At 43.1% G+C, this 17,290-nt stretch carries 14 protein-coding genes; 12 read left to right on the forward strand and 2 right to left on the reverse strand.

What is annotated here, in order from left to right; genetic code table 11:
• The first annotated feature begins 9 nt into the window (after positions 1 to 9).
• From ACE38W_RS02515 to ACE38W_RS02560, 10 genes are all read left to right on the forward strand, one after another.
• A complete protein-coding gene (locus ACE38W_RS02515) occupies positions 10 to 501 on the forward strand; it encodes a VOC family protein (protein ID WP_375828653.1) in 492 nt (163 codons plus the stop codon).
• 83 nt (positions 502 to 584) lie between these two features.
• A complete protein-coding gene (locus tag ACE38W_RS02520) occupies positions 585 to 2,651 on the forward strand; it encodes a carboxy terminal-processing peptidase (protein WP_375828654.1) in 2,067 nt (688 codons plus the stop codon).
• A 90-nt stretch (positions 2,652 to 2,741) separates the two neighbouring features.
• Positions 2,742 to 3,278: an RNA polymerase sigma-70 factor gene (locus tag ACE38W_RS02525; protein ID WP_375828655.1), complete on the forward strand. Its 537-nt coding sequence runs from the start codon at positions 2,742 to 2,744 to the stop codon at positions 3,276 to 3,278.
• Between the two features lie 49 nt (positions 3,279 to 3,327).
• On the forward strand, positions 3,328 to 4,470 hold the full coding sequence (locus tag ACE38W_RS02530; RefSeq protein WP_375828656.1) for a FecR family protein: 1,143 nt from the start codon (positions 3,328 to 3,330) through the stop codon (positions 4,468 to 4,470).
• A 77-nt stretch (positions 4,471 to 4,547) separates the two neighbouring features.
• Positions 4,548 to 8,117 carry a SusC/RagA family TonB-linked outer membrane protein gene (locus ACE38W_RS02535; protein ID WP_375828657.1) on the forward strand — a complete coding sequence of 1,190 codons (3,570 nt, stop codon included), beginning with the start codon at positions 4,548 to 4,550 and terminating at the stop codon, positions 8,115 to 8,117.
• A gap of 9 nt (positions 8,118 to 8,126) precedes the next feature.
• Positions 8,127 to 9,632 carry a RagB/SusD family nutrient uptake outer membrane protein gene (locus ACE38W_RS02540; protein ID WP_375828658.1) on the forward strand — a complete coding sequence of 502 codons (1,506 nt, stop codon included), beginning with the start codon at positions 8,127 to 8,129 and terminating at the stop codon, positions 9,630 to 9,632.
• Between the two features lie 27 nt (positions 9,633 to 9,659).
• A complete protein-coding gene (locus tag ACE38W_RS02545) occupies positions 9,660 to 10,526 on the forward strand; it encodes a hypothetical protein (protein WP_375828659.1) in 867 nt (288 codons plus the stop codon).
• A 5-nt stretch (positions 10,527 to 10,531) separates the two neighbouring features.
• Positions 10,532 to 11,524, forward strand: a complete 993-nt coding sequence (locus ACE38W_RS02550) for a redoxin domain-containing protein (RefSeq protein WP_375828660.1) — start codon at positions 10,532 to 10,534, stop codon at positions 11,522 to 11,524.
• Positions 11,525 to 11,588: 64 nt separating this feature from the next.
• Positions 11,589 to 13,013, forward strand: a complete 1,425-nt coding sequence (locus ACE38W_RS02555; protein WP_375828661.1) for a TlpA family protein disulfide reductase — start codon at positions 11,589 to 11,591, stop codon at positions 13,011 to 13,013.
• Positions 13,014 to 13,118: 105 nt separating this feature from the next.
• Complete coding sequence (locus tag ACE38W_RS02560; protein WP_375828662.1) at positions 13,119 to 14,234, forward strand: redoxin domain-containing protein; 1,116 nt, start codon at positions 13,119 to 13,121, stop codon at positions 14,232 to 14,234.
• Positions 14,235 to 14,292: 58 nt separating this feature from the next.
• Here ACE38W_RS02560 and ACE38W_RS02565 read toward each other — a convergent pair whose 3' ends face one another.
• Positions 14,293 to 15,051 carry a response regulator transcription factor gene (locus ACE38W_RS02565; RefSeq protein ID WP_375828663.1) on the reverse strand — a complete coding sequence of 253 codons (759 nt, stop codon included), beginning with the start codon at positions 15,049 to 15,051 and terminating at the stop codon, positions 14,293 to 14,295.
• Positions 15,052 to 15,141: 90 nt separating this feature from the next.
• Here ACE38W_RS02565 and ACE38W_RS02570 point away from each other — a divergent pair, with 90 nt between their 5' ends.
• Together ACE38W_RS02570 and ACE38W_RS02575 are read left to right on the forward strand one after the other, a co-directional pair.
• Positions 15,142 to 15,384 carry a hypothetical protein gene (locus ACE38W_RS02570; RefSeq protein WP_375828664.1) on the forward strand — a complete coding sequence of 81 codons (243 nt, stop codon included), beginning with the start codon at positions 15,142 to 15,144 and terminating at the stop codon, positions 15,382 to 15,384.
• Positions 15,385 to 15,390: 6 nt separating this feature from the next.
• Complete coding sequence (locus ACE38W_RS02575; protein ID WP_375828665.1) at positions 15,391 to 16,107, forward strand: DUF3667 domain-containing protein; 717 nt, start codon at positions 15,391 to 15,393, stop codon at positions 16,105 to 16,107.
• A gap of 90 nt (positions 16,108 to 16,197) precedes the next feature.
• On the opposite strand, the gene ACE38W_RS02580 is transcribed toward ACE38W_RS02575, so the two are convergent.
• Entirely contained in the window at positions 16,198 to 17,238 is a 1,041-nt protein-coding gene (locus ACE38W_RS02580; protein ID WP_375828666.1) for a fatty acid desaturase family protein, read from the reverse strand.
• Positions 17,239 to 17,290: the final 52 nt, after the last annotated feature.

Raw genomic sequence — 17,290 nt, forward strand, 5'->3', positions numbered from 1 at the left:
CATTCTATTATGGCACAGAAAAATGTTCCTGGTTTCAGCCGGGCCAATCACGTAGGCATTACTGTCAGCAATCTGGAAAAATCCATTGTTTTCTATGAAGCGCTCACAGGGCTTAAAGTTTCCAATATCGATGAAATCGGTGGCCCCAGAATGGCCAAGACGCAAGGCCTGGAGGATACACGTATCAAATATGCCAACCTGCATCTCGATAACCTAAATATTGACATCCTGGAATATGTGTTGCCAGCACCAGAAAGAACCTCTTACCATAATAACCAGATCAGTGCCATGCACCTCTGCTTCGAAGTAGATGATATCGATGCCGCCATGGAACGCTTAAAACAAATAGGCGTAAAACCTGAAGGTGAACCCATCGTATTCCAGGAAGAAGATGGACTGCGCTCCGGATTCGGTACAGCAGTAGCCTACTTCACCGACCCTGACGGCACCAACCTCGAAATTATCGCGCCTAAAGGTCCATTTAAACGCAAAAATCCTTAACAACATAAATTTCTTTTCACCCCTTTTGCCAGTTAAGTTGCCTTATCATAGGATTACCGAAATAAAACAGTAATCATCGTGACATGAATATGGCTAAATACTGGCAAATACTACCATTATTGGCAGTAGGCTATACTGCCTATGCAAACAACCCGGAGACAGACAAAGAAATAAATAGAAAAAATACCGTCCGTATTGTGATGAATCATATCCGGACAAAACACTATGCACCTAAACCAATAGACGATGACTTCTCCAAAGCCATCTGGCACAAATATTTAAATGTACTGGATGGTAATAAAAATACTTTTCTTCAATCAGATATTACTGCCCTGCAGCAGTATGAAACCAAGATAGATGATGAGCTGAATAGCTTGTCGCTGGCGTATTTTAATGCCATTTTCCGTATTTACATGCAACGTTTGGAGGAAGATCAGCAAGTATATCGTGCCTTGCTGGCGCAGCCTATGAACTTTAAAATCAAGGAAAGCTATCAGCCAGACCGCCACCTCGCGGATTATCCGGCCGATGCTGCCGCCCGTAAAGAAATCTGGCGCAAATACCTCAAGTACCAGGTGCTCCGAAAAATGGTGGAAATTCAACAACAAGATAAAAACAAATCCGATGTTGCCGCAGAACAGGCAGCCAGGAAAGTAGTGCTGACAGCCACCGATGGCATGTTTAAGAACCTGCTGGGCAATACCGCCGCGGATGATCGTTTCAGCGCTTATATGAATACCATCGCCATGGAAATGGACCCGCATACTTCCTTTATGGCCCCTGCTGATGCTGGCATCCGCGAAACCATGATGAGCCATCGGTATTTCGGACTGGGAATGGAACTTGCTGTAAAAGACGGCATCGTATATATCAAAAGAATACTTCCTGGTGGTACTGCCGATCAAAGCGGCCTGCTACACGCTGATGACCTCATCCTGCAGTTGAGCGACGACAATGGCAAAATGATAGACGTTGCTGGTATGAACATCGTGGAGATATCCAAAATGGTACGCGGTGAAAACAATACGACGCTCAAACTATTAGTGAGAAAGGCTTCTGGCGCAGAAAAAGAAGTTACCGTAAAACGCGGAGAAATAAAGGAGGATGCCAACGCTGCCAAAAGCGCTGTAATTACACAAGGTGCAAAGAAGCTGGGACTTATTCAGCTGTCTGAGTTTTATTATGATGTTAAAAACGTGGACGGCGCCCGTTGTGCGATAGACGTAGCCACAGAAGTACAAAAATTAAAAGACGCAAAGGTAGATGGTATCATTATAGACCTCAGAGGTAACCCGGGAGGCTCACTGGACCAGGTGGTAGCAATGACAGGACTCTTTGTGAAAACTGGTCCGGTAGTACTGGGCAGAGATAAAGATGGTATTCAGTCTTACCCGATAGTGAATGGCGACAAACCCCTCTACGAAGGGCCACTGGTAGTGATGGTCAATGAAAGCAGTGCTTCCGCTTCTGAAATATTTTCGGCCGCCATCCAGGATTATCGCCGTGGAATTGTTATTGGGAGTCCTTCGTCCTATGGAAAAGGCACCATGCAAAACACTTTGCCAATGGGCAAATTAGGTGATTCAGAAAAAGGTATCCCGGATATTAACTACGGCTCCCTGTCGCTGACCATCAAAAAATTCTACCGTATTAACGGTGGTACCACACAGCTGAATGGTGTTATTCCAGATATCATTGTGCCAGGTAAAAGAGAATATGCCAAACTACGGGAACGCGACAACGAAACCGCTCTGGCCGCAGACTCCATACCACAGGCTTATTTTATGCCTTCCAACGATAATGCAACTATTAAGAACATCGCACAACAGGCCCAGTATCGTATCAATAAAGATAGCGCCTTCAGCATCGTAAAGCAGGATGTGGAATGGTTGCACACCAATGAAGCAGCGGCTTTCAGCCTGGAAAAAAATGCTTTCAAAAAACAACTTACCAACATTCAATCCTATAACAATGCCATAGATATGGCGTTAAAACTGCCTGCTGATCAACAGCTGGTTATTAAAGGCACCTCCATTAAACAGCCATCACCTGACAAATTAGCTAAATATGAAGAGTGGATTAACAACTGCCGTTCCGACAAATATCTTGCGGAAACAGTAGTTGTCCTGACGGATATGACTGGTAAATAGCCGGATGATTAAATAAATCCGGATTTTAGTCTATTTTGCGTTGATAACGTTTATGGGAGGGGACAATGGAATATGTATCAACCAAATTCGATGGAGCCGGCTTCATTTGAGGAGCTTTTCCGCACTCACTATTCTTTTTTATGTGCTACCGCTTATACCGTTGTAAAGGATGAAAGTACTGCAAAAGACATTGTACAGGACTTTTTCCTCTATTGTTGGGATAAGCGATTTATGATCCAGATTACTAAAAATTTTAAAGGTTATGCCATACGCGCCGTACGCAATGCCTGCTTAAATTATCAGAAGAGAAAAGGTAAGATCATATTTAATGATCCTTCCAGTTTTGAGGAAGATGATATACCGTTACCGGAGTCGGACAAGGAACTGGAAGAAACGCGAGATGCCGCCCTGTGGGCGGCTATCGGCCGTTTACCTATTCAGCGCCAACGTATCTTTTTATTGAGTAACCGCGATGATCTTAAATATAAAGACATCGCAGACCAGCTGAATATCTCTGTCAATACTGTTAAAACACAAATTAAATTAGCCTACCAGTTCCTGCGAAAGGAGTGTGATTGGATGATCGTCTTTATAATCCTGCTATTATTATTTTTTGAAAAAAAATAATTTTCATTCACCCCTTTTATAAATACGGTTGCCTTTAATATATATCGTTATGGATACACCAGGAAACGACATTAATTGGGAAAAAATACTGGATGCATTAAAAAATGCAGATACTGCTGGCCTGACAGCTGAGGAGCTTTCCATGCTGGATACTGCCAGGGAGATGAAGCGTCGGGCAAAATCGCAGGATCGATTTCCTACAGAAGAGGGCTGGCAGCGGTTTATAGCTGCCCGCGATAAAAAGCAGCTGGTGGTTAAGTGGAGAAAAGGACTTTCAATAGCCGCCACCGTAGCGGTTATGCTGGGAGGCGCCGGTTTCTGGTGGATGCAACAAAAACATTCTTCACAGCCGCCGCTGATAGCCAAAGCTGACCTGAAACCTCAGCAAAATATTCATATTAAATTGTCGGACGGTAAAGTGCTGACATTGGACAGTGCAGGAGCTATCATACAAAATGTGAACGGAGCTACGATTAAGGCTGATAGCGCAGGTATCGTATACAATGCTGCCAACGGACAAAAAAGTATAGCTGCCAAGTATGATACGCTGGTAGTGCCCAGAGGTCGGAAGATTCCTATTTCACTTGCCGATGGCACACGGGTATGGGTAAACGCAGCCTCTGTATTGATTTTTCCTACTGCCTTCCAGGGCGACACCAGAGAAGTACAGGTACAGGGTGAGGCTTATTTTGATGTAGCCGCCAATGTGAAGCAACCTTTTGTAGTACATGCCGGAGCCGCAACAGTAACGGTGTTAGGTACCGGTTTTAACGTGAATGCATATACGACCACTATTCAAACTACACTTGCCAATGGAAAAGTGAGTGTGGCAGCAGCAGATAAAAAAGTATTGTTATCGCCGGGCCAACAGGCGGTATATCAGCTACAGACGGGCGAATTAGCGTGGCAGACAGTAGATCCAAGGGCCTTTACATCCTGGAAGGATGGAGATATTTATTTTGAAGAAGAAAGTTTATCAACCATAGTAAATAGTCTGGGCCGCAGCTTTGATTATGAATTTAAGTTTGAGGATGCATCATTGGAAAAATTAACTTTTACACTGGACCTCGCCGAGCCTGAGAATTTGCAGCAGGTATTGGACCAGATCAGGATTACCAACGGCGAAATTATGTTCCGGATTCAAGGCAGAACAATTTATGTAGCGCGCGCTGTTTCTGCCGGGCAACATTAAACGAACAGATAGAAAAAAGCTACAGGCCATTCTGCGGTGAGGCCTGGCAGAGAGTTTAATCTTTATATCTAACCAAAATGAAAAAAATGACGGGCTTGCCTTCATTCAGGAAGGTCATGCAAGGCTGTGCCATGCCTTTACTGCTGCTATTCCTTTTACTGGTGCTGACAGGAAGGATGCAGGCACAGGAAATCTCGGTACTGGATACCAGAGTATCTTTTAAGGCAGTCAAACAGCCCTTATCCACTGTATTAAAGGATATCCGTACGATTACCAATGTGCGCTTCACCTATAACATGGACCAGGTACGCAAAGCGCCGCTGGTAACGGTGAACCAGCAGAATGTCACGCTGAGGGAATTGCTACAACGTGTGTTGGCAAACTCCGGATTATCCTTCACTGAGTATTTCAGGGGTGTGATGATTATGCCGGAAAAAGCTAAAGTGGTACAGACCGGAGTGCTGGGTTTCCCTATAAGAGGGCAGGTACAAACCACCGATGGGAGTAGTCTGGCCGGCGCCACTGTACAGATAGTGGGCACCGGTGAAGGCTCCGTTACCATGCAAGACGGCCTTTTTTCCATGATCATGCACGATCATCAGCAACTACGTATATCCATGCTCGGTATGAAAACAGTGGTACGTATAATCACTGCCGCAGATAGGGATGTGGACTTGCTCGTCATCAGGCTGGATACTGCCACCAGGGAAATTGGAGAGGTAGTAGTGAACGGGTATCAAAAAATCGATGCCCGTATGTCTACCGCCGCCGTGTTTAAACTGTCTGCCGCTGAAGTGTTGCAGCCCGGTGAACCCTCTATAGACAGGATGTTGCAGGGTAAGGTACCCGGCCTTATGGTGATGAATAACAGCGGTGGTGTAAATGGACGTCCAACCATTCGTATGCGTGGAACTACCACCCTGGTAGGAAATGCAAGCCCGCTCTGGGTTATAGACGATGTTGTAAGGCCTGATCCTGTGGACATTTCTGCCACACAGCTAAATAATGTGGTTTCCGATGCGCAAACAGGCAATTTCTCTATGATAGGGAATGCAATCAGTGGATTGAATCCTTATGATATTGAGAGTATCACCTTTCTGAAAGATGCCGCTGCAACAGCTATTTACGGCGTTCGTGCTGCAAATGGAGTCATTGTAGTAACCACAAAAAGAGGTAAGGCAGGACCTGTACAGTTATCTTATAATACCAGTCTTTCTTTTCGGCAACGCCCATCTTATAATAACCTGAATCTGATGGATTCCAAAGAGAGAGTACAACTCTCCCGTTACTTATATGATGCTGGCGTATTGCTGGCTAATACTACTGGCTTGCAAGCAGGCCTTTCCTATGAAGGCTTGTTGAAGGCCTTGTTCAGCAGGCAGATTACTGAAGCCGACTTCAAAAAAGGCGTTACAAAACTGGAGACAAATAATACAGATTGGTTTAAGGTGTTATTTGATAACGCCTTCAGCATGAATCACTCGCTTAGTATCAGTGGAGGTTCAGGAAAAACAAGTTACTATGGTTCCTTGTACTTTAGTAGTAACAGAGGTAGTGCCAACCTGGATAGGAACAAAGGATTTGGTGGGAGCCTGACTATTCATTCCGAAGCAAGTAAAAGATTAGCACTAGAATTTAATGTTTCAGGAAACTACGCGCAGCAGCAAGGATATTTTCCAGGCGTTAATCCCTTGGGTTATGCCTTGAGTACTTCCAGGGCACTGGATCCCACTACCGTGTATCCGGTAGTCGTATCAGATATCCCTATAGAACCATTGCCGCCTCCCATTACATTCAATATGCGAAATGAACTGGCACAAACAGAAAACAACAGCAGCATCCGTTCCTTGACCATCAGAGCCGGACTTACCTACAAAATAGCAAAAGGTCTTTCCTTCGAGCATGTTTCGAGTGCCATTACCAATACAATAGAATCTATGGCGGCAGCCTATGAGGGAAGCCAGTATATTTCTACTATGAGAGGTTGGGACCTGGACTTCCAGCCTAATGATGCACAGGTAAATCGCTCAAAAATAGCTTATGGTGGTATTGCCAATCTGGGAAACCAAAATACGCTTGCGCTCAATATGCGTAATAAGTTGGATTATAACGCCAGCCTTTTTAACAACAGAGACCAGTTTATAGTGGCGATTGGTAATGAAATCAATTCTTCACAATTAAAAGGTCAATCATCTGTTGAGCCTGGATATTTTCCTGATCGAGGAATGAATTTTTATCCGACACTCCAAAGCATTCTTCAGCTTAGCAGCTATAGCTTAACTAAGACGGTTAATAATACGTTGTCTATGTTTGCTTTTGCAACATATAGTTTCAATAAAAAATATATTGTGAGTGCCACCTTACGTACAGATGGCAATAATAGATTTGGGCAATATTCCAATGCGAAATTCTTACCGAACTTTGGATTATCAGGAAGGTGGAGTGTAGGTAATGAGCGCTGGCTGCAAACAAGTCGTATCATTAGTGGATTAGACTTTCGGGCAACATATGGATCACAAGGTAATGTGGTAAGTTCAGTTGGCCCTGAACTGATAGCATCTTATCCTTCCTCTGGACAGATAAACCTGGTTACAGGTGTACCATTATTAGGAATTAAAAGTTTGCCTTATCCCAATTTGAGATGGGAGAAAACTTATCAGTGGAATTTCGGGATTGACCTCTCTTTGTTCGATCGGCGTATAAACCTCACAACTGATTATTACAGAAAACTTACAAAAGATGTAATTATTACACGAGCGCTTCCTGCCGAATATGGCATCGGTTCTATGTTAAAAAACGGAGGTAGACTTACAAACCAGGGTGTTGAATTAACCTTAGACATCGCTGTTATTAGACAGAAAAATGTAGGACTGTCGGTGAGGTTTGTAAACAGTAAGAATTTTAATGAAATCGGGCCTAATGATTTTCAACCATATTATTCCGACTTTTTGAATGGAACTGCCTATATTCCTGGAAGAGCCGTGAGTGGTTTTTATTCCTTCAAATATGCTGGCCTGAGTGCAACTAATGGCTTACCTACTTTTAGTAAACTGAGTGATAAAACATTAACAGACGATCCTACCTCTTACCTGGTATATTCCGGACAGTTGCAGCCTGTAATTAATGGAAGCTTTTCACCATCTTTCAGGTACAGGAATGTAAGTGTAACCGCCGAACTTTTTTATGCACTAGGTTCTCATAAACGCCTGAATCCATTGAGCACAAGAGGTAGATCTCAGGCCGGTGTTCCAGATCCATTTGTGAACGTTAGTAAAGATTGGATCAACCGTTGGAAAAAGCCAGGAGATGAAAAATATACTGATATTCCGGCAATTGTTGATTATACCACATCAACCTTAATAGGTACTTTTCCTGTAGATGTTTATTCAATCTATAATCAATCAGATTTTCGTGTAGTCAACAATAGTTTTGTACGTTGTCGCAACCTGAGTATAAATTATACATGCCCACCCCAACTTATCAAAGGCAGTGGCATAAAGGGACTGACCGCAGGGCTCTTTGTCAGCAACCTGTTCACTATTACTAATAAAGCTTTACGTGGTCAGGACCCTGAAATAGATGGTGTCGGGACCTCTGCGTTACCTATGAGCAGACAATATGGATTTACCATGGGTGTAAATTTTTAAAACAAGCATATGAAAAAGTTGATTTTATTAGCCGGTGCTGTGCTGTGCTTGATGTCTTGTAAAAAATTTCTGGCAGAGAAAACACAGTCGGACGTAGTGCCCAAAACAGCAAAAGATTTTGGAGAGATACTTTATACAAATGGCTACCCGGATAAGGAACAGTTATTACAGCAATACCTGCTTTTCATGGATGATGATGTGCAGTGTTATAATGGCAGCCTACTGGCAGACATGCAAATAATGGTAACAGGTAATGCTCCTGCATATCAATGGCAACCTAATTTTATTGATGAATGTTCCCGCACTGGCAGTGATGATTATGGAAGTTTTAATTCCTGGAGCATCTATTACAAACTGATATTAGGAACGAATGTGGCTTTACAATATATGGATAACTCCATAGGTAGTGCCACTGAAAAGGCACAGTATAAGGGTGAGGCATATGCACTTAGAGCATTTTACTATTTCAACCTGGTGAATCTATATGCAGCTCCTTATAACGATTCCACTACAACACCTGATAAAAGCCCTGGTGTTCCACTTAAATTGGATGCCAACCTGACCGAGCAACCGCTGGAAAGGAATAGTGTGAAGGAGGTCTATACACAAATCACCTCCGATCTGGATAGTGCTATCTATTATCTTGGTATTAATAAGTCAGAACAAAAACTATATCGTATCTCGCATGTGGCTGTACATCTACTGGCTAGCAGGGTATATCTATACATGGAGCAATGGGATAAGGCTATTGCAAATGCAGACTATGTAATTGCCAATCATCCGCAACTAATGGACCTTAACAACTGGGGATATCCTGATCCGGATAATAAGCCAATCATTGGTGTGGGGAATGTAGAAACACTCTGGTACTATGGCAGCAAATATGAACATTGCCCTACATCCAGTACTATGGCTTATGATGTTTCTGCTGATCTTAGGAATTGTTTTGAATCAAACGATCTGAGAACAGCGGTCTTTTTCATGATACGGCCTGATGAATTAAAACCTTACGTGTTAAAAGATTATCTCAATGAGAAAAATTCGGTAAATCTGGGTGTCGGACCTGATGGACAATACAATATGGGCAGTAGCTGGCGCAGTGCAGAAGCTTATCTGAACAGGGCTGAAGCCTATGTGCAATTGTATAAAACTAAAGGTGACGGTAACGCTGCACAACAAGCATTACTTAATCTTAACCAGCTTCGGGCCAAAAGATTTGACCCAAGTAGCTTTACACCCTGGACTATTCATCCTGCCAATGAACTATTGCAGATGTGCCGTGATGAGCGCAGGCGAGAACTATTTACAGAAGGTACGCATCGCTGGATGGACCTGAGGAGATATGGTATGCCTGAAATATCGCACTATTATATGCCAACGATAACAACAACACAGCGATATACCTTAAAGAAACATGATCCGCAATACACCTTGCCTATTCCTAATGCGGTATTGCGTCTTAACAGAGCATTAGTACAAAATCCGCAAATGGGAAGCCTGAGGCAGCCGGATTAAATAGCTTTCTTAATCAAAAAATATTTTATGCGTGTTATCACATTACGTATACTACTGGGATTGATGCCACTGTTATTGTCAGCATTAGCAGGATGTCATAAAGAGAATATAAAGCCTGATCCTATACCTGATTTTTATGCCTTACCACAAGGCAATCAATCATATGATGACTCTATCGTTGCATTTCATGCGAAATATGGTACCTACATCTTGTATAAATTTTCGGCGAAGGATTTTTCCTATGATTTAAACCAGGCGGTGAAAGCCACTGCAACTGTTGGTAACACTGCATATGTGGGCGATGCCTTAGATTTTCTAAAATCAGAATGCCTGAATTTTTATCCGGAGAAATTTCTGCGTAAAACCTTGCCATTCAAAATTCTATTGGCTTCAGCCATAGATTCGGCGGATGCCCTGCATAGCGAACAGCCTTATCAGCGGTCTGTAACGGGTATTTATGGCAGCCAAACGATGATGTGTATGGCCTGGGCAGACAGCACAATTCTACACCTGACGCCTGAAGGCCGAAAAACGCTACGGTCTTATCTTCATAAAGGCTATGCCCGACAAGCAATAGTATCCGGAGCAATGAGTATTCCGTTAAGTTTTCTGAAGTATATTCCAGGGTATTCAGGCACTGGATCAAGTACCCTGTCTTTCAGAGAAGGCATAGTGGAAGATATTTCTCGAGTACCGACATCGGACCGTGCCCCCTTCTGGGATTTTGCAGGCTATGTAGGCATGATTACCGGCCATAGCAAAGCAGACCTTGATACTACGTATTTAAGCCCTGCAGTGGATGTTAATGGATTAATACAATTGAAGTATAATGCCGTTATTCAGTTCTATATGGAACAGGGCGTAGATCTGCAGGCAATTGGCAATTTAAACTAATTATAATGCGAAATATTTTTTATACCCTCATCACGTTATTCGCGTGTATGCTGTCTGCGCGCGCGCAGCAGTCATCAAATGAACCGTTGCCTTTCCGCTCTGAGGCACCTGCATTTTCTCTTACTGCCAGCAATGGTAAACAGCTGAAATTATCTGATTTTAAAGGAAAAATGGTGGTCATCTATTGCTGGGATAACCAGGATAAAAACAGTCATGGGATAGACACTATCCAACGTGCCTGGAAAGATGCTACAGAAGATACAGCCATCGTGTTCATTGCTGTAACCCGCAAATCAATCGCTCCGGGTATCTTACCCAAAAGTAACAGACTGATAAATGTGGTTCTCCCTGTTAAACCCAGTGATGCGAATGCACAGGCTTTCGTGAAAGATTATCAAATCACTACGTTACCACGTACCATCCTGATCGGCAGAAAAGGGGATATACTCGCAGCTAATCTTCAGGAAGGTCTGTTTCGCAGCTTCGTACCCATGTTTAGCCAGATAGAAGAACGTTCGGATGTGGCTAATCATACTACCTATTGGGACTATAAAGTAAAACCCGGAGATCTGATTCCGGCTAACATGAAGTTAAAGGTAGTGGATGGAAAAACTTATACTATGGCCGATCTGCGCGGAAAGGTGGTGCTGATGGAATTTACGGCCAGCTGGTGTGGCGTATGCCGTGAACTGATGCCGCACCTGGAAAAAGATTTTTGGCAGGCATACAAGGATAAAGGTCTCAAGGTATTCGGTATTGACTTGAAGGAAACGCCTGCGACTATACGAAAATTTGTAGCGGCTACTGGTATAACCTATCCTATGGTGGAAGATAGCGACGGTAAGATATTTTATCACTTCGCGAAAGAAAGCGGCGGCGTTACCAAAGTAGTGCTGCTGGATAAGACAGGACATATCGTGTACATGAGCTCACAAAGGATGGAGTCCGCAGAACAGGCTGCTCTGAAGGAAAAAATTGAATCCTTGTTAGCAAAATAATTTCTCCGGATTACTTCACCCTTTTTTGTTAACTCCTTGCCTTTATTTTAAACCATAATACTGAATGATGAAGGCAAAACGTTTCTTCTTATCCCTGTTACTGTGCCACCAGGGGCTGTTTGCAGCCAATCCACCAGTAACAACGCTGCATGTTAAGGTGAATGTTTCACCGGTATTTACAGGCATGATCAGCTTTAGCGCACTTGATGGGAAGTCGGACAGATGTATGAACGATATATTTTTTGTAGAGAAAGATAAGTCAGTAGCCGTATTCTCGAAAACCCTTGCCGCCACTACCCAGGTAATTGCGCTGAATGGTTGTAGACTACTCACCAACGCTGGTGATCAGGTAAACCTGGAGTTGCGGCCGGTTTATAACGGAACGGAAGTTGTCCAGGGAAAATATATTCCCAGCTGCACCGGCAAAGACGCTGCCAGACAGCTATTACCTTATCTCATCGACAGCTTATACACCAATGTTGATCTTTCTAATATAAAAACTACTGAACAGGCCAACGAATATATTGCTGCTACTACCGCAGTGGTAGCAAAAAAAATTACCACAGCTAAAGTTACACAGGCTGATAATCTGGCTGCATTAAAAGCATTTGAACAAGCCAGGCAGCTGCTCTTCAAGTTTAATTTTCTCGATGCACATAAAGAAATCGTCCGCACTAAAGAATTAGGTGATTGGTATCTGCAGGGATATGATTTTTCTGCATCCGGACTTACCGCTTTTGGAGATGAGGATATAAGTCGCCAGTTAGCTTACCTATGGCGTGCCGGCAGGAGAATGCAGGATTCCACCATTACGGAAGCAAAGGAGTTGACAGAGCTATTATTGCAATGTAAGGTAGACAGGATCAAGGAGAGAGAAGCCATCGCCTGGATACAGATAGAAGGTAAAGAGCGTGCCTTTACGCCTGATATGAAAATGATTTATCCAATCACTAAAGCGGCGTTAAAGCCTAAAACCCTGTCGATGCACATTATTGACTCTCTGTATAAATCATATCAACAAATGGAGCCTGGTATGCCGGCATACAATTTTGTATTGGAGAATGATAATGGTAAGATGGTGCGACTGTCTGATTTTAAAGGGAAAATTGTCATTATTGATTTCTGGGCAATGTGGTGTCCTTCTTGTGTGGCTTCCTTGCCTAATCTGAAGAAAATAGAGGAATCTTATAAGGATAAAAATGATATAGTTTTTCTGACCGTGGCATGGGAAGATGCCTCTTCCGATAACCGTGCAAAGCTGAAACAATTCTCTATAGATCATCATATCGCAGGAGAAAATAACTTATTCCTCAGCTTCGACCCCAATGATCCACAAGCCAAAAAAGTTATTGAACATTATTGCCTGACTGGCATCACCCGATGGGTGGCTATTGATCAGGAAGGGAATATCATAAATGGAAATATCGGACATCCACTCAGGCCAGGATTTGAACAAAGAATAGCTAACTGCTATCAACAGAGAAATTAAGCAGCCGCCTTCTGCCATTCTAAACTGTCGCACTAAATTTTGATACATATTTCTGCTAACATCTAGTATTGTTGGCGATATCCTTAACAACATAAAACAACGTTTATGAATAAACGAATGCTTTTAGGAATTGCACTATGCACCGCTTTATCAGCCAATGCCCAGAAAAGATTACAGCTGGATGTAAATATTAAAGGTTTGCCCGAAGGAGACAAGGTGACGTTATGGGCGCCATTACCTAATCGTGTTGATTCTGCCTATGTTAAAGATGGACATTTTAGCTTTGACCTGGATATGAGTGAAGGTGGCACTACCTATATTATGCAGGTAGGTACTAATGGTAAACTGGAACAAGGTACTTTTATGTACCTGGAAGCTGGTAAAATGAATATCACTGGTAATGGACCTTTCTTTAAAGATGCTACTTATACAGGTAGTCCGTTTGTTGCGGATTGGGTAGATATTCAGAAGAGCATATTATCTCTTAATGCTTCAATTGAAGTGAAAAGAGCAGATTTATATAAGAAGCTGGAAACAGCTGTGAGCTTGGGTGATGAAGAGGCCATTAAAAATCTGCAGTTAGATATAAATCAGCTGGAGATTCCCTTAACCAAAGCTTGCTATGAATGGGTTTTGGCGCATCCTCATGCCGGCGCAGGTTCCTTCCTGATCAACGCTATGCTGGCTAATAAGCTGAGCAATGATGAATTTAAGGACATGCTGGCAAAAACAGGTCCTGAACTTAAAAATACTTTTACGATCAAGCGCATGACCATCCAGAAATTCGGTGGCGAAAATGCACTTGGTCTGATGAATAGCCCCGCGCCGGTATTTACGTTGAATGATACCAATGGTAAAGCTGTATCGCTGGACGATTACAAAGGCAAATATGTACTCGTAGATTTCTGGGCCAGCTGGTGCAAACCATGCAGAGAGGCGGTGCCTGCATTGACAGCTACTTACAACAAGTTTAAAGATAAAGGCTTTACCATCTTATCTGTTTCCCTGGACGACAAAAAAGAAAAATGGATGCAGGCCGTGGCAGAAGAAAAAATGCCTTGGGTGCAGGTTTCTGACCTGATCGGAGGCGAGAGCCCAGTTGCCAAAAGATATGGTGTAATGGCTATTCCTGCTGCATTTCTGGTAGATCCAAGTGGTAAAATAATTGCATTAGGTGGTGGGGAACCATTAAATCAAAAACTAGCCGAACTGCTGAAATAAATGATGGAAAACCAACCTTCAACCAATAGGCTCTCTCTTTTAGAGGGAGCCTTTTTATTTACAGTAGTTTGTTATTTACGGCATTTGCTAAAGCATCAGCGATATTGCTGACTTCCAGCCGTTCGAAAATCCGGCGGCGATAGTACTTGATGGTATCCGGCGCTACAAAGATCTTTTCAGCGATTTGTTGGATAGAATAACCTTGTGCATGCATGCGCAGTACTTCCAGCTCTCTTTCAGTGAGTGTAGGTTTGGTTGATTTAGTCCAGATTTTAGTCTCCAGGTTGAGTTTCCAGATTTCTTTGCTGCCCTGTTTATAGATACAGACATTTCCTGCTGTTTGCTGATGGGAGAGGGAGACCATGCACATGGACTTCCAGACTTTTCCTTCCGGCGTAAGGAAAAGTGGTGTGAGCTTATGATTGACGAGGATTTCTTTGCCATCTTTATGCACGAGGTGGAAGTCGTAGGAAATGCAATACAGCTTCCTTTCATTTTCTGGGAGCTGCGCATAAAAGTCAAAACCCGCTTCGTTTAATATCGAAAGTATGGCCAGATCTTTTTCGGGCACATGACGAAAGTAAAACTCGTAGCCCATTTGCAGCACTTCTTCAGCTGTATTTCCACATAAGAATAATGGATTATCGGAAACGTATTCAAATGATATATTTGAATAGTCGATTAGATAGATGCTCTCGTAAGACAGGCGAGCAAAGGCTTTTATTACTTCCAGGTAATGCTGTTCCTGTTGGTCTGTATTCGTTATTTCTCCTAATTTATTCTTTGTCAGAAGGCTTGATGTCGGGGCATTTTTCATTCATAAGCATTTAGGTCGCTATAAATTTACACTCTAGTGTAGGGTTTTGCAAATAAAAAGTTTTGATTTTTGATAGAAATACACTGTTATATGGACCTGTCAAGTACTAGCACAAACGATCTGCGAAAAAAGCAAAGACAATATAAGGGAGCATTAATTGGGGCACTTATCCTAATGATACTGGTGGTTGTTTTGGGTATGACAATTAAAGAGAAAAAGGCGACCTATTTTATGCCACTGGTGGGAATGCCTGCTGCTTTCATTCCAATAATCCAGCGGTTTCAGAAAATTAATGCAGAATTGAAATCCCGCGCGGAGGCGGCAAATAATTAATATCTTATGAATTGCAGAAGTTGTAACGAAGTAGTCACTGAAAAATATTGTGGCCATTGTGGTAATCCTGCATTATTGAAGCGGGTGGATGGTCATTATGTCTTGCATGAGATCCAGCATGTCCTTCATTTTGAGAAGGGGATTTTGTATACGGTAAAAGGGTTGCTGATACGACCAGGTAAGAATATCAGGTCATTTCTTTTAGAAGATAGGAGCAGACTGGTAAAGCCGGTCATTTATCTGGTTATTACCTCTTTGCTATACACGATTGTGGCGCATCTGTTGCATACAGAAAAGGGGCATACCACACCAGGCATAGCGGCCGACTCGGCAATAACGGTGATGAGGGATTGGGTGGAGCACCATTATGGATATGCCAATATGATCATGAGCTTATTTATTGGTGGATGGCTTAAATTATTTGTTCGTAAGAGCGGTTATAATTTTTTTGAGATCCTGATTATGTTATGTTTCGTGATGGGTACGGGAATGCTGTTGTATACGGTGTTTGTGATAGCGGAAGGAACGACAGGAATAAAGATGACCTTACCGGCAGAGGCTATCTTGCTGGCATATTCTATTTGGGCTATTGGTCAGTCTTTGGCTGGAAAGCCAGTATGGAAATATGTCTCTGCCCTTTTAGCTTATATATTGGGGATGGTTTCATTTTGGACAATCATCACTTTGTTGGGCTTAGTAATAGATAATTACCACAAGCATTAATTGCCATTCTATAAAGATTGATTATTCTAAAAGCGAACAGCCGCCTTTATCTTACGATGAAGGCGGCTGTTCGCTTTAATTATTTATATGCTATACTGCTTTGGATGTTACCGCAGCTGTAGTTGGTAAAGTACTGAATTTAGGGCCTCTGAGAGCTGCTGCTTCGCGGCATGTGATCATGCGCTGCAGTTTGGCATCCCAGATTTTTAGTTTGCAGCAGGCGATGATATCTTTAATGCGTAGGCTGGTAGTTTTAGCATGTTGCAATTCTGGAATTTCCGCCATGGCTTCTGGGAGGCGATAGAAAGGAATTCTGGCGTTCAGGTGATGGATGTGGTGATAGCCGATGTTGGCGGTAAACCAGTTCATTATGGGCGACATGAGCATGTAGCTGGAGGAGAGCAATGCGGCGTCGTGGTAGCACCATTCTTCATTTTCCTTGAATGTTACGCCAGGGAAGTTATGCTGTGCATAGAAGAGGTAAGCCCCTATGGAGCAGGCGATGGAGAAAGGAATCAATATAAAGAGCATCCAGGCTTGCCATCCGAGGAAGTAGCATACGGCGATGCTGCCACCGATGTGGATGATGATGGCGAGGAGGCTATCGAGGTGTTTACGCGGGCTGCTTAAGAAGGACTGTGCGCACATTCCGATGAGGAACATGGACAGGTATCCGGCAAGTATGGTGAGGGGATGTCTGGTAAAGAGATATGTTCTTCTTTCTTTGGCGCTCATCTGTTCATATTTATGCCTGGTGGCAATAGGATAGGAGCCGATGCTGGCGCTGAAGAGTTTCGAATTATTTTTATGGTGGTAGTCGTGGGAGCGTTTCCATATGCTGGTGGGCGCTAGAATATAGAGTCCGAAGATGGTCATGATCGCATTGGCCACGGCAGAATTTTGCAGGATGGTATGGTGTTGATGGTCGTGATAGATAACGAACATTCTTACGATCAGCAGTCCTGACAGGATGCTGGCTGCAAGTTTAGCAACAAAAAATGGTAATAGGAGGGTGCCGGTGAGAGCAGCAGCCAATAGTCCCAGGGTGGTCCACAGGTGGAACCAGCTACTGGATCTAATTTCGCTGGCATAAGGTTTAGTGGCCAAGATGAGATCTTTTCCTTCGCGCATAGGTCAATTAATTTGTATGGTGTGTGGTTTTCGCAGCATGGGCTGCGACTTA

The organism is Chitinophaga sp. Hz27, assembly GCF_042263525.1.
In the GTDB taxonomy this organism is placed as follows: Bacteria; Bacteroidota; Bacteroidia; order Chitinophagales; family Chitinophagaceae; genus Chitinophaga.

Coding starts and splice junctions, on each gene's coding strand:
- ACE38W_RS02515 (WP_375828653.1), top strand. CDS start 10: ATGGCACAGAAAAATGTTCCTGGTTTCAGCCGGGCCAATCACGTAGGC.
- ACE38W_RS02520 (WP_375828654.1), top strand. CDS start 585: ATGAATATGGCTAAATACTGGCAAATACTACCATTATTGGCAGTAGGC.
- ACE38W_RS02570 (WP_375828664.1), top strand. CDS start 15,142: ATGGACCTGTCAAGTACTAGCACAAACGATCTGCGAAAAAAGCAAAGA.
- ACE38W_RS02580 (WP_375828666.1), bottom strand. CDS start 17,238: ATGCGCGAAGGAAAAGATCTCATCTTGGCCACTAAACCTTATGCCAGC.
- ACE38W_RS02560 (WP_375828662.1), top strand. CDS start 13,119: ATGAATAAACGAATGCTTTTAGGAATTGCACTATGCACCGCTTTATCA.
- ACE38W_RS02545 (WP_375828659.1), top strand. CDS start 9,660: ATGCGTGTTATCACATTACGTATACTACTGGGATTGATGCCACTGTTA.
- ACE38W_RS02565 (WP_375828663.1), bottom strand. CDS start 15,051: ATGAAAAATGCCCCGACATCAAGCCTTCTGACAAAGAATAAATTAGGA.
- ACE38W_RS02535 (WP_375828657.1), top strand. CDS start 4,548: ATGAAAAAAATGACGGGCTTGCCTTCATTCAGGAAGGTCATGCAAGGC.
- ACE38W_RS02575 (WP_375828665.1), top strand. CDS start 15,391: ATGAATTGCAGAAGTTGTAACGAAGTAGTCACTGAAAAATATTGTGGC.
- ACE38W_RS02525 (WP_375828655.1), top strand. CDS start 2,742: ATGGAGCCGGCTTCATTTGAGGAGCTTTTCCGCACTCACTATTCTTTT.
- ACE38W_RS02550 (WP_375828660.1), top strand. CDS start 10,532: ATGCGAAATATTTTTTATACCCTCATCACGTTATTCGCGTGTATGCTG.
- ACE38W_RS02530 (WP_375828656.1), top strand. CDS start 3,328: ATGGATACACCAGGAAACGACATTAATTGGGAAAAAATACTGGATGCA.
- ACE38W_RS02555 (WP_375828661.1), top strand. CDS start 11,589: ATGATGAAGGCAAAACGTTTCTTCTTATCCCTGTTACTGTGCCACCAG.
- ACE38W_RS02540 (WP_375828658.1), top strand. CDS start 8,127: ATGAAAAAGTTGATTTTATTAGCCGGTGCTGTGCTGTGCTTGATGTCT.